This window comes from Couchioplanes azureus (assembly GCF_014648355.1).
Taxonomy (GTDB): domain Bacteria; phylum Actinomycetota; class Actinomycetes; order Mycobacteriales; family Micromonosporaceae; genus Actinoplanes; species Actinoplanes azureus.
Window position 1 is genome coordinate 241,238 of the sequence record NZ_BMQY01000003.1, and the last position, 12,735, is coordinate 253,972.

General features: G+C 72.5%; 10 protein-coding genes. 5 read left to right on the plus strand and 5 right to left on the minus strand.

The features are described 5' to 3' along the window. Positions 1–2: 2 nt before the first annotated feature. From IEY99_RS12415 to IEY99_RS12425, 3 genes are read left to right on the plus strand one after another with little or no spacing between them, the layout of a single operon-like run. A complete protein-coding gene (locus IEY99_RS12415; RefSeq protein ID WP_189202620.1) occupies positions 3–1,052 on the plus strand; it encodes an ABC transporter permease in 1,050 nt (349 codons plus the stop codon). Then, a complete protein-coding gene (locus IEY99_RS12420; RefSeq protein WP_189202622.1) occupies positions 1,049–2,068 on the plus strand; it encodes an ABC transporter ATP-binding protein in 1,020 nt (339 codons plus the stop codon). Before IEY99_RS12415 ends, IEY99_RS12420 begins: the two co-directional genes overlap by 4 nt. Then, positions 2,065–3,435, plus strand: a complete 1,371-nt coding sequence (locus IEY99_RS12425) for a GH1 family beta-glucosidase (protein WP_189202623.1) — start codon at positions 2,065–2,067, stop codon at positions 3,433–3,435. The genes IEY99_RS12420 and IEY99_RS12425 overlap by 4 nt, the downstream gene beginning before the upstream one ends. Before the next feature lie 357 nt (positions 3,436–3,792). Here IEY99_RS12425 and IEY99_RS12430 read toward each other — a convergent pair whose 3' ends face one another. Beyond that, a complete protein-coding gene (locus IEY99_RS12430; protein ID WP_189202625.1) occupies positions 3,793–5,046 on the minus strand; it encodes an ROK family protein in 1,254 nt (417 codons plus the stop codon). Positions 5,047–5,489: 443 nt separating this feature from the next. Between IEY99_RS12430 and IEY99_RS12435 the strand changes: the two genes are divergently transcribed. Beyond that, positions 5,490–5,699 (plus strand): hypothetical protein, encoded by a 210-nt coding sequence (locus tag IEY99_RS12435; RefSeq protein ID WP_189202627.1) that lies wholly within the window; start codon positions 5,490–5,492, stop codon positions 5,697–5,699. Between the two features lie 715 nt (positions 5,700–6,414). On the opposite strand, the gene IEY99_RS12440 is transcribed toward IEY99_RS12435, so the two are convergent. Beyond that, positions 6,415–6,789 (minus strand): cupin domain-containing protein, encoded by a 375-nt coding sequence (locus tag IEY99_RS12440; protein ID WP_189202629.1) that lies wholly within the window; start codon positions 6,787–6,789, stop codon positions 6,415–6,417. A gap of 72 nt (positions 6,790–6,861) precedes the next feature. Between IEY99_RS12440 and IEY99_RS12445 the strand changes: the two genes are divergently transcribed. Further along, positions 6,862–7,305, plus strand: coding sequence for a MarR family winged helix-turn-helix transcriptional regulator (locus IEY99_RS12445; RefSeq protein WP_189202631.1), 444 nt, complete (start codon positions 6,862–6,864; stop codon positions 7,303–7,305). Positions 7,306–7,606: 301 nt separating this feature from the next. Here the strand turns inward: IEY99_RS12445 and IEY99_RS12450 are convergent, their stop codons facing one another. The 3 genes from IEY99_RS12450 to IEY99_RS12460 all read right to left on the minus strand — a co-directional run bounded on the left by IEY99_RS12450 (position 7,607) and on the right by IEY99_RS12460 (position 12,723). Then, positions 7,607–8,008: a VOC family protein gene (locus IEY99_RS12450; RefSeq protein ID WP_229798559.1), complete on the minus strand. Its 402-nt coding sequence runs from the start codon at positions 8,006–8,008 to the stop codon at positions 7,607–7,609. Between the two features lie 118 nt (positions 8,009–8,126). Continuing rightward, positions 8,127–10,649 carry a DNA gyrase/topoisomerase IV subunit A gene (locus IEY99_RS12455; RefSeq protein WP_189202635.1) on the minus strand — a complete coding sequence of 841 codons (2,523 nt, stop codon included), beginning with the start codon at positions 10,647–10,649 and terminating at the stop codon, positions 8,127–8,129. Between the two features lie 16 nt (positions 10,650–10,665). Next, positions 10,666–12,723 (minus strand): DNA gyrase/topoisomerase IV subunit B, encoded by a 2,058-nt coding sequence (locus IEY99_RS12460; protein ID WP_189202637.1) that lies wholly within the window; start codon positions 12,721–12,723, stop codon positions 10,666–10,668. Positions 12,724–12,735 lie beyond the last annotated feature (12 nt).

Consider the following 12,735-nt stretch of genomic DNA (forward strand, 5'->3'; position numbering starts at 1 on the left):
CGGTGACCATTCCCGCCTCCACCATCGAGCAGGTCGCCGTGGCCCCGGCGCGGCGCAAACGGTTCCGCTTCGTCGCCAACGCCAAGGCCGCCACCGGCCTGACGCTGCTGGGCGTCTACGTGCTCTTCGCGGTCATCGGGCCCTGGATCGCCCCGTACGACCCGGACGCCCGCGGACCGGCGCTCGTGGCACCCCCCTCGGCCGACCACTGGTTCGGCACCACGCACCTCGGGCAGGACGTGCTCAGCCAGGTGCTCGTCGGCACCCGCGGCGTCATGCTCGTCGGGCTCACGGCCGGCGCGCTCGCCACCGTGCTCTCCGTCCTCATCGGAGTGACGGCCGGCTACCTCGGCGGCGGCTGGGACGACTGCCTCTCCGCGCTCTCCAACGTCTTCCTGGTGATGCCGGCGCTGCCCCTGATCATCATCGTGACCGCGGCGGCGCCGGGCGGCGGCGACACCCTGGTCGCCCTGATCATCGGATGCACCTCCTGGGCCTGGGGCGCGCGGGTGCTGCGGGCGCAGACCCTGTCGCTGCGCCGCCGCGACTACATCGAGGCGTCCCGGGCCACCGGCGAACGGACCTGGCGGATCATCCTCTTCGAGATCCTGCCCAACCTCACCGCGATCATCGCCTCGGGCTTCGTCGGTACGGTCATCTTCGCGGTCACCTCAGAGATCACCCTCGCCTTCATCGGCGTCGGCACGGTCTCGGAGTGGAACTGGGGAACGATCCTGTTCTGGGCCCAGAGCCAGCAGGCCCTGGCGCAGGGCGCATGGTGGTGGTTCGTCCCGGCCGGCCTGGCCATCGCCCTGCTGGGCACCGCCCTGTCACTGGTCAACTTCGGCATCGACGAGTTCGTCAGCCCCCGCCTGCGCAGCGCCGGCAAGACGAAGATCAAGACCACCTCCGGCCACACCGTACGGATGCGCGTCGGCTTCACCCCCGTGCTGAGCAACTCCCCGGCGCCGCACACCCAGGCGCGCCCCGTTCCGGCGATCACCACCGCGGCGGCCACGCCGGTGAACCGCGGCAAGGAGGCGACGCAGTGAGCCGCGAACCGGTCCTGGAGATCACGAACCTCGACGTCGACTACGGGCTGGGCGACCACGCGGTGCACGCGGTCCGCGACGTGAACCTCACCCTGCACCGCGGCGAGGTGCTCGGCCTGGCCGGAGAGTCCGGCTCCGGCAAGTCCACCCTCGCGTACGGCCTCACCCGGCTGCTCGCCCCGCCCGGCGTGATCACCGGCGGCAAGGTCGTCTACCACCCGCGCGACCGCGAGCCGTACGACGTGCTCGGCCTCGACGACGACGGCCTGCGGCGGTTCCGCTGGGCGCAGACGGCGATCGTCTTCCAGGGGGCGATGAACTCGCTCAACCCCGTACACAAGATCTCGACGCAGTTGACCGACGTCCTCCAGGCGCACGAACCGGCTATGCCGGCGCACACCCGCAACACCCGGGCCCGCGAGATGCTCAAGCTGGTCGGCATCTCGCCGGACCGGATGGACGCCTATCCCCACCAGCTCTCCGGCGGCATGCGGCAGCGGGTGATGATCGGCATGGCGCTGATCCTGCAACCGCAGGTCGTCATCATGGACGAACCGACCACCGCCCTCGACGTGGTGATGCAGCGGCAGATCCTCGGGCAGCTCATCGAGCTGAGGGAACGGCTGGGCTTCTCGGTCATCTTCATCACCCACGACCTGTCGCTGCTGGTGGAGTTCTCCAACCGCATCGCCATCATGTACGGCGGCCGCATCGTCGAGGAGGCGCAGGCCGCCACGCTGTACCGGGACTCGCTGCACCCCTACAGCTCGGGCCTGCTCGGCTCCTTCCCGGCACTGCGCGGCCCGCGCCGCCGGCTCAGCGGCATCCCCGGCTCGCCGCCCGACCTCAAGGGCATGCCCGGCGGCTGCTCGTTCCACCCGCGCTGCCCGAAGGCGTTCGACCCGTGCGCCGGGAACATCCCGGTGCTGGGCAACCCGGACACCCCCGACGGGTCGGCCCGGACCGTGGCCTGCTGGCTCCACCCCACCCGCATCCCCCACCCAGGAGACGCATGAACGCCACCGCCTTGCCCTCGTTCTTCCAGTGGGGCGTCGCCACCTCCGCGTACCAGATCGAGGGCGCCGCCGCCGAGGACGGCCGCACACCGTCCATCTGGGACACCTTCTGCCGGGTACCCGGCGCCGTCACCGGCGGCGACAACGGCGACGTCGCCTGCGACCACTACCACCGGATGCCGCAGGACGTGGCGCTGATCAAGAGCCTCGGCGTGGACACGTACCGCTTCTCGGTGGCGTGGCCGCGGGTCCAGCCGCACGGCCGCGGCCCGGTCAACCCGGCCGGCCTGGCCTTCTACGACCGGCTCACCGACGAGCTCCTCGGCGCCGGTATCGCGCCCTGGGTCACGCTGTACCACTGGGACCTGCCGCAGGCGCTCGAGGACGCCGGGGGCTGGCCGCACCGGGACACCGCGTACCGCTTCGCCGACTACGCGATGCTGGTCTTCGAACGGCTCGCCGACCGCGTCGGCACCTGGACCACGCTCAACGAGCCGTGGTGCTCCGCGTGGCTGGGCTACCAGGCCGGCGTGCACGCGCCGGGCCGCCGGGACTTCGACGCCGCCGTCGCCGCGGCCCACCACCTGCTGCTCGGCCACGGCCTCGCGACGCGGCGGATGAAGGCGGCGGCGACCCGCGAGCACACCTTCGGCATCACCCTCAACCTCGCCACCGCCGACCCGGCGACCGACGCACCGGCGGACCACGACGCCGCCCGCCGCGCCGACGGCCTGGGTCTGCGCGCGTACCTCGACCCGCTGTGCAAGGGCTCGTACCCGCAGGACGTGCTCGACGACCTCGCCGAGCGGGGCACCGCCTTCCCGGTCCGCGACGGCGACCTCGACGTCATCGCCACGCCGATCGACGTGCTGGGCGTCAACTTCTACTTCGGCCAGGACTTCAGCGGCACCGACGAGCACGGCCGCCGGGTCGGCGCCGACGGCCATCCGGTCGTCCGCGTGGTGCCGCTGGACCGCCCGCGGACCGCGATGAACTGGCCGATCACGCCGGAACGGCTCACCCGGCTGCTGCTGCGGCTGCACCGCGACTACCCGGGTCTGCCGCTCGTCGTCACCGAGAACGGCGCGGCCTTCGACGACGCGGCCGGCGAGTCGGGCTTCGTGGCGGACGAGGAGCGCACGGCGTACCTGGCCGAGCACATCGCGGCGGTCGCGGCGGCGTGCGAGCAGGGCGCGGACATCCGCGGCTACTTCGCGTGGTCCCTGCTGGACAACTTCGAGTGGGCGGAAGGGTACGCGAAACGGTTCGGCATCGTGCACGTCGACTACCAAACCCAGCGGCGTACGCCGAAGCGATCGGCTCTGTGGTTCCGCGACACGATCGCCCGCCACCGCGGGAGGTCGTAGCCGCTCGGGGCCGTTCTCGGGGACGGATCCTAGCTTGTTTGCTTGCGGGCGGCGCGGCCGTCCTTGCGGGCACCGCCCACCCGCTTGTGCGGCCGCGGCTCTTCTTGCGGCGCCAACCGCTTGCCGGCGCCCTCCCCGTCTGCCGGGCGCCATGCCCACCGGCCGGACGCTGCCTTGCTGGCCCGCGCCACCCCTTCACGCCGAGCGCACCATGCATGCCGGCGCGGCGTTGGCTGCGGCCGCGGCGCTCTGTGCGGGCGCGGCGTTGGCTGCGGCCGCGGCGCTCTGTGCGGGCGCGGCGCTCTGTGCGGGCGCGGCGCTTGTTCGCGAGCGTTTGCGTTTGGGCCGCGCGGGGCGTCAGGTGCGGTCGCGGGCCAGGGCGCGGCGGTGGGCGGCGCGGGACAGCGGTGCCGGGCCGGTCGCCGCCGGGAGCCCGCCGTCGGCGAGCAGCCGGGCGATCGGCAGGGTGGCCGCGCCCATCGCGACCGCGTCCGGCCCGAGCTGGCACAGGTCGATACGGGTCCGCGAATAGGGATGCCGCAACGCGTGGCGGGCGGCGGCCTCACGGATCTCGGTGAGGAAGCGCTCGCCCAGCGCCAGGCCCGCGCGGCCGCCCAGCACGATCCGCTCGGGCGAGAAGAGGTTGATCAGCCCGCCGATGCCCGCGCCGAGATAGCCGACGGTCTGGCGGAGAGCCTGCGCCGCCGCATCGGTGAGCGGCTCGTCGGCGAGCACCCGGGTCAGCAGGTCGGACCCGGCCTCCAGGCCCGTCGCCCCGGCGAGGCGGGCGGCGACCCGGTCGGCGCCGAGGTAAGCCTCCAGGCAGCCCCGCGCGCCGCAGCGGCACGGTTCGCCGTCGTACACGAGGGTGGTGTGCCCCCACTCCCCGGCGTCGCTGTGCGCCCCGCGGTGACCACGCCCGTCCCGCACGACCGCCGCGCCGACACCGTCGCCGACCAGGACGACGACCACCTGTCCCGCCCCCCGCCCGGCGCCGAACCACATCTCGGCCTGGCCGACCGCCTGCGCGCCGTTCTCGACGTGGATCGCCACGTCGGTGCCGTCGCGCAGCATCGCCCCCAGCGGCACGGCGTTCCAGCCGGTCGGCTGCGAGTGCACCACCGGCGCATCGCCGGACTGGTCCACCACGCCCGCGACGCCCACGCCGAGACCCAGCACCTCGGGCCGGGTGACGCCGGCCTCCGCCATCACCGCGTCCAGGCCCTCGAGCAGCTTCTCGGCGGCGAGGCACGGGTCGGGCGTTCGTCCGGGCAGGGCATACTGCGCCACGGCCAGCCGGGACATCGCGAGGTCGTACAGCTCGACCAGCACGCGTGTCTCGGTGACGTCGGCGCCCGCGACGTACCCGAAATCGGGCGCGACCCGCAGCAGCGACCGCGGACGGCCGCCGTCCGAACCGACCAGGCCGGCCTCCTCGACCAGACCCTCGTCGATCATCTCGCCGATGAGGTTGCTGACGCTGGCCTGGCTCAGCGCCGTGGTGTCCCCGAGCTGCTGCCGGCTCTGGCGCCCGCCGTGGAAGAGATCGGTGAGCAGGCTGGCCCGGTTGGCGCGGCGCACGTCCCGCACCGTCGTACGCCTCGTCTCCACACCCGCACCGCCTTCGATCCGTCCGTGCCGAGGTAATGATGCGCCCCGCGCCGGGCGGAAGCCAGGCGGTGAACGGCCCGCGATCCGCAATGCGCGATCCGCAATCCGCCATCCGCGATCCGCCATTCGCCATCCGCCATCGGCCATCGGCCATCCACCATCGCGATCCGCCATCCGCCATCGCGATCCGCCATCCGCCATCCGCCATCCGCGATCCGCCATCCGCCATCGGCCATCGGCCATCCACCATCGCGATCCGCCGTCCGCCATCCGCGATCCGCCATCCGCCATCGCCCTTCTCCGCCGCGACCGACGACCGCGACGCGCACCGTGCCCGCGGCGCCCCGCGGCCTACTGGTCCAGGCCGGGGCACGGCCGTTTAGAGATCGCCGGGTTCGGGGTATGTCGCGGACCAGTCCCCCCACCTCGCTGAGGAGCCCCCGATGCGCGCAGGATCTATCGGCGGAATCATCGTCGTCATATGGCTGGTGCTCGGCGCCGTCGCGGCGTTCGAGCGTGGTTACTTCAAGGACACCGGCGACACCAGTTGCGCCGAGGCCGGCACGGTCATGGTGACGGTGGTGGCCGGGCCGCTGAACTGGCTCGGGGTCAACCCGAAGATCACCTGCGACATCCCCGAGCCGTCGAAGTAGGCCCTGACCGTCCGTAGTAGAGCGTCACCGACAAAGCGGATACCGGGGCGCACGCGGCGGCAGGCGCGGGCAGGTCGTCACCGCACGGCCCGCCGTCGACGCCGCCGCTCACCGAAGGCCGCCGACGCCGCCCCCGCTCGGCGTAACACCGCCGCTGCTGGCGCTCCGCTGGCCGTAACGCCGTGGACACCGCGCCGCCTGCCGAAACGCCGCCACTGCTGGCACGCCGCTGGCCGTAACGCCGTGGACACCGCGCCGCCCGCCGAAACGCCGCCACTGCTGGCACACCGCTGGCCGTAACGCCATGGACACCGCGCCGCCCGCCGAAACGCCGCCACTGCTGGCACACCGCTGGCCGTAACGCCATGGACACCGCGCCGCCCGCCGAAACGCCGCCACTGCTGGCACACCGCTGGCCGTGCACCGCCGCGGGCCGCGTTCGTCGTCCCGCCGTCGTCCCGCCGTCGTCCCGTCGTCGCACCGTCGTGGTTCTTCATGCGGGTAACGCGGCCCAGCTCGGGCGGCGTAGGGCAGGAGCGGCAGCGGGCGGCGTAGGGCAGCGGCGGCAGCGGGCGGCGTAGGGCAGGAGCGGCAGTGGGCGGCGTGGGGCAGGGGCGGCAGCGGGCGGCGCAGGCGAGCTCGGGCGGCGCGGAGAGCGCCAGGTGAGCGGCGCGGGAGCGGGAGGGCGCGGTTCTCCAGCGATGTCGGATCCCGGTCAGGCCGCCCACGGCGGGCTGAGCTCGGTGCCGTCGGCGAGCGTCGCGCGCAGTCCGGCGCTCGTGGTCACCCAGGCGGTGGCGGGCTGGCCGGACGTGTTGTCGATGGCGAACTGCGCGCCGGCGGGCACGAATGCGGCCTCCCCGGCCCGCACGGTTGCCGTTTCGCCGTCGATGGTCGTGGTGACCTCGCCGGAGAGCAGGAAGAGGACCTCCTCCCGGCTGACCCGGTGCGGCATCCCGATGGTTCCGTGGGCGATCTCGAGCCGCCAGGCGCTCAGCTCGCGGCTTCCGCGCGACGGGGCGACGTACGAGTGGAAGGTTGCACCGTGCATCCGGTGCTCGACGGCGTCCTGTTCACGGATCACAGCCATGGTCACTCCTCAGTTGGTCAAGTAGGTTGACTATATGGTCAAGCAAGTTGACGTGTCTGTCAAACTGGTCTGATGGAAAGCGGCCTACTCGATCTGCCGGTGTTGCTGCTGAGCGCGGCCCGGGCGCTGGTGGACGGCATCGACGCCGGCGTGCGCGCCCGCGGCTTCACGGATCTGCGCCCCGCGCACGGCTTCGCCTTCGCCCGCCTGTCCGGGCAGGGCGCGACAACGGTGCAGCTGGCGGAGCATCTCGACGTCAGCAAGCAGGCGGCCAGCCAGATGGTCGAGGAACTGGCGAAGAAGGGCTATGTGGAGCGCCGGCCGCACCCGGACGACGCCCGGGCGCGGCTGGTGGTGCTGACCGAGAAGGGGCGGGCCTGCACGCGGGCGGCCGACGAGGCCGCCGCCGAGATACTTCGGCCCTGGGCCGCGGCGCTGGGCCCCGAGCGCCTGGCGGCCCTGCGTCAGGACCTGTCGAGGCTGGCCGTCCCGGGCCGGATGCGCCCGATCTGGTGAACCGCGATCGACGTCAAGCGGCGGGAGACGACCAGCCGCACCCGGTCACGCCAACCCCGGCCAGACATGATCAGCCGCCTCGGGAGATACCAACCCCGCGGAGATGACCGGCCCGGCGGACGTGGCCGACCCGGCAGAGGAGACGGACGCGGTCGAGGAGACGGACCCCGCGGAGGAGACGGACCTGCGGAGGACACGGACCCCGCGGAGGACACGGACCCCGCGGAAGAGACGCACCCCGCGGAGGACACGGGCCCGGCGGAGGACACCGGCCTCGCGGAGCAGACGGGCCCGGACGCGTCTACCCGTCGTTGGACCAGCTTCGGGTCGACAGGACGAGGCGGTAGCCGTCGGGATCCGCCACGGTGACACCCCAGCGATCCCAATACTCGCTCTGTGACACGCGTTTGCCACCGGCCTGCTCGATCCGGGCGACGAGCTGCTCGTCGACCGGCGCGCCCAGGTAGAGCACGAGCAAATCTTCCGGCGTCGGTGCGGGCTCCGGGACCTCCGGGCCGGCGACCAGTTCCAGGTGCCAGGACGCCTGCCGCCAGCCCAGCATGACGAGGTCGTGCTCGCCGGCGGCCTCGGCCGTGGCCCGGTAGAGCAGGTCCAGCCCCAGTCCCTCCACATAGAAGCGTTCGGCGGCGGCGAGGTCGCGGCTCGGTCGGGCGATGCGGACGGCGGCGGTCGGTGAGATCACTGGATGCCCTTTCTTGACACCGGGGGCCCGAGGCCGGAGGGATGGCCCCGGCATATGGGGCCAAGGTCAGCCGCACACCCGAGAGCGGAGGGAGGGCCCCACGGTGTGCGGCCCACGATCAGCCGCGCTCGATCAGGTGGCCGATGATCTGCGGGCCCATCAGGACCGCCTCGCCGGAGCCGTCGCGCCGGGAGTCCTGTTCCGGCAGGTCCACCGGGTCGCCCGTCGCGCTCGCGCCGACCGGGCGGGGGCCCACCCAGGCGACCGCCAGGCGGGACTCGCCCTTGAGGAAGCGCTGGGCCCGGACGCCGCCGGTGGCCCGGCCCTTCGCCGGGTACGCGGCGAAGGGGGTCACCTTCACCTGGGTGCCGGTCGAGGTCACGACCATCGGCTCGCCGTGCTGCTCGTCCCGGGTGTCGACGGCGTTGAACGACAGCACCTCGGCGTCCTCGGAGAGGTTGATGCCCGCCATGCCGCCGCCCTTGAGGCCCTGCGGGCGGACCAGCTTGGCCGGGAAGCGCAGCAGGGACGCGTCGGACGTGACGAAGACGAGGGACTCCGCGCCGTCGGTCAGCCAGGTGGCCTGGACGACCTCGTCGCCCTCCTTGAGGGTGATGACCTCGAACTCGTCGGAGCGGACCGGCCACTCCGGCGCGCACACCTTCACCACGCCCTGGCGGGTGCCGATCGCCAGCCCCGGGGACTTGCCGGGCAGGAGCGGGGCCAGGCCGACGACGCGCTCGCCCTTCTCCAGCGGGATCAGCTCCGAGGCCGACATGCCGCCGCGCAGCGAGACCGTGCCGGACTGCTCGGGCAGCACCGGCAACGGCAGCACGTCGGTCTTGAAGGCGCGGCCCGCGCTGGTCACGAGCAGGACGCGGCCGCGCGCGGTGGAGTGGACGACGGAGCGGACGGCGTCGTGCTTGACCCGGCCGCTGCGGCGCCGGGCCTCGGTGGCCTCCTCGCTCTCCGCCGCGGTGCGGGCGATGAGCCCGGTGGCCGAGAGGATCACCTGGCACGGGTCGTCGGCGACCTCCAGCGGCCCCGCCGGGACGGAGGCCGCCAGCACCTCCTTGAGGTCGCCGTCGATGAGCGTGGTGCGCCGCGGCGCCCCGAACTCGGCCGCCACCTCGGCGAGCTCGTCGGAGACCACCTGGCGGAGCACGCCGGTGTCGTCGAGGATCCGGGACAGCTCGGCGATCTCGGCATTGAGCCGCTGCTGCTCGGCCTCCAGCTCGATGCGGTCGAAGCGGGTGAGCCGGCGCAGCGGCGTGTCCAGGATGTAGTTGGCCTGGATCTCGGTGAGCCCGAACTCGCTCATCAGGCTCGCCTTGGCCGCGGCGGCGTCGTCGCTGCCGCGGATGATCGCCACCACCCGGTCGATGTCGATGAGGGCGATGAGCAGGCCGTCGACGAGGTGCAGCCGGTCCTGCCGCTTCGTCCGGCGGTGCGTCGTACGCCGCGTCACCACCTCGTAGCGGTGCGCCAGGAACACCTCCAGCAGCGCCTTCAGCCCCAGGGTCTGCGGCTGGCCGTCGACCAGCACGAGGTTGTTGATGCCGAACGAGGTCTCCAGCGGGGTGAGCCGGTAGAGGTCGGCGAGCAGCGCCTGCGGGTTGACGCCGACCTTGCACTCGATGACGAGGCGGGTGCCGTGCTCGCGGTCGGTGAGGTCCTTGACGTCGGCGATGCCCTGCAGACGGGCCGCCTGCCGCTGGCCCTTGCGGGGGCCGGAGGTGATGAGCTTGCCCTTCACCTCGTCGGTGATCGCCTCGATGATCTTCTCGGTGCCGACGCCGTAGGGCAGCTCGACCACCGTGATGGCCTGCCGGCCGCGGCCGCCCTCCAGCGGGCCGGTCGTGGCGCGGGCCCGCATGCGCACCACGCCGCGGCCCGTCTCGTACGCCCGGCGCACCTCGTCCAGCCCGAGCAGCTGCCCGCCGGTGGGCAGGTCGGGGCCGGGCACGAAGCGCATGAGCGCGTCGAGGTCGGCGTCCGGCTCGGTGATGAGGTGCCGCGCCGCCGCGACGACCTCGGCGAGGTTGTGCGGGATCATGTTGGTGGCCATGCCGACCGCGATGCCCGAGGTGCCGTTGACCAGCAGGTTGGGGAACGCCGCCGGCAGCACCGTGGGCTCCTGCTCGGAGCCGTCGTAGTTGGGCTTGAAGTCGACGGTGCCCTCGCCGAGCTCCCCGACGAGCAGCATGGCCTCGCGCGACATCCGGGACTCGGTGTAGCGCTCGGCGGCCGGGCCGTCGTCGGGCGAGCCGAAGTTGCCGTGGCCGTCGATCAGCGGGACGTTCAGCGAGAAGTCCTGGGCGAGGCGGACCATCGCGTCGTAGATGGCCAGGTTGCCGTGCGGGTGGTACTTGCCCATGACGTCGCCGACGACGCGGGCCGACTTCACGTACGCCCGGTCCGGCCGGTAGCCCTGCTCCTGCATCGACCAGAGGATGCGCCGGTGCACCGGCTTGAGCCCGTCGCGCGCGTCGGGGAGGGCGCGGGAGTGGATGACCGAGTACGCGTACTCCAGGTAGGAGTCCTCGACCTCGGTGGTGATCGGGTTGTCGATCACCCGGGCCCCGGCCTGGTCGAAGGCCGACAGGTCCACCCGGGACTGCTCGTTCTTGCGGCGTGCCATGTCTGTGACCCGTTCCTCAGGCGTCGATCGTTTCCCGGTCGATCCGGCCGGCGGCCTCGATCAGCCAGTTCTTGCGCGGCTCGACCCGCTCACCCATCAGCAGCTCCAGCGTGGCCTCGGCGCGCTCGGCGTCGTCGAGGGTGATCCGCCGGACCGTGCGGGTCGCGGGGTTCATGGTGGTGTCCCACAGCTCGTCGGCGTCCATCTCGCCGAGGCCCTTGAACCGGGGCACCGGCTTGACGACGGTCTTGCCCGCCTTCTCCAGCCGGGCGACGGTCGTCTCCATCTCCTGCTGGGTGTACGTGTAGATGGTCTCGGGGTTGCGGCCCTTGGTGACCACCTTGTGCAGCGGGGGCATGGCGGCGAAGAGCCGGCCGCTCTCGATCACCGGGCGCATGTACTTGGCGAAGAGCGTGATCAGCAGCGTGCGGATGTGCGAGCCGTCGACGTCCGCGTCCGCCATGATCATGACGCGGCCGTAGCGCATCGTGCTCAGCTCGAAGGTGCGTCCGGAGCCGGCGCCGAGCACCTGCACGATGGCCGAGCACTCGGCGTTGTCCAGGACCTGCTGCAGGCTGGCCTTCTGCACGTTGAGGATCTTGCCGCGGATCGGCAGCAGCGCCTGGTACTCCGAGCTGCGGGCCATCCGGGCGGTGCCGAGCGCGCTGTCGCCCTCGACGATGTAGATCTCGCTGCGGTCGATGCCGGTGGATCGGCAGTCGACCAGCTTCGGCGGCATCGAGGCGCCCTCGAGGGCGGTCTTGCGGCGGGCCGCGTCCTTCTGCTGCTTCTGGGTGAGCCGGACCCGGGCGGCGTCGACCACCTTCTGCAGGACCGTGCGCGCCTCGCTCTTGGTGCGCCGGTCCTCGATCCACTGCTTGAGGTGCTGCTCGACCAAGCCCTGCAGCACCCGGGTGATGCCCGCGGTGGAGAGCTCGTCCTTGGTCTGCGAGGTGAACTGCGGCTCGGGCACCCGGACGTGGATGACCGCGGTGAGCCCCTCCAGATAGTCGTCCAGGACGGGCGCGTCCTCCTTGGGCTTGAGCAGGCCGCGCGCGTTGCGGACCGCCTCGCTCAGGGCGCGGACCAGCGCGCGCTCGAAGCCCTTGCGGTGGGTGCCGCCGTGCATGTTGCGGATCGTGTTGGTGAAGCACTCGACCGTACGCTCGTAGCCGGTCCCCCAGCGGAACGCGACCTCCACCTGGGCGCGGCGCTCGACGTTGGACTGCATCACGCCGTTGGCGTCGGCGGCGTTCTCCTTGTAGGTGCCCTCGCCGGTGACCATGAGGATGCCGGAGACCGGCTTGTCGCCCGAGGGCGTGAGGAACTCCACCATGTCGCCCAGGCCCTGCGGGTAGTGGAAGGTCTCCTCGGTGGGCTCCTCGCCGGTGAAGTCGCGCAGCACGTACGCCACGCCGGGCACGAGGAACGCCGTGTTGCGCAGCTTGGCCCGCACGGTGGCGACGTCGAGCCGGGCGCCGGTCTCGAAGTAACGCGCGTCGTACCAGTAGCGGATCGACGTGCCGGAGCTCTCGCCGCGCTTCATCTTGCGCACGACCCGCAGGCCCGGCTCGGCCTGGAACTTCGCCGCCGGGCCGTCGCCGGCGAAGACCCCGGGCACGCCGCGCTGGAACGAGATCTCGTGGACCTTGCCGTCGCGCCGGACCGTCACGTCGAAGCGCAGGGACAGCGCGTTGACGGCCGAGGCGCCGACGCCGTGCAGGCCGCCGGAGGTCTTGTAGCCCGAGCCGCCGAACTTGCCGCCCGCGTGCAGCCGGGTGAGCACCAGCTCGACGCCGGTCAGGCCCGACTTCGCGTTGATGTCGGTGGGGATGCCGCGGCCGTCGTCGTCGACCTGCACCGAGCCGTCGGCGTGCAGGATGACCTCGACCTGCGTGGCGTGCCCGGCGACGCCCTCGTCGGTGGCGTTGTCGATGATCTCGTTGGCGAGGTGGTTGACCCCCCGGCTGTCGGTCGAGCCGATGTACATGCCGGGACGCTTGCGCACCGCGTCGAGACCCTCGAGATGCGTGAGGTCGTCGGCCCCGTAGAGGATCTCCTGTTGCGCAGTCACGAGGTGCTACTC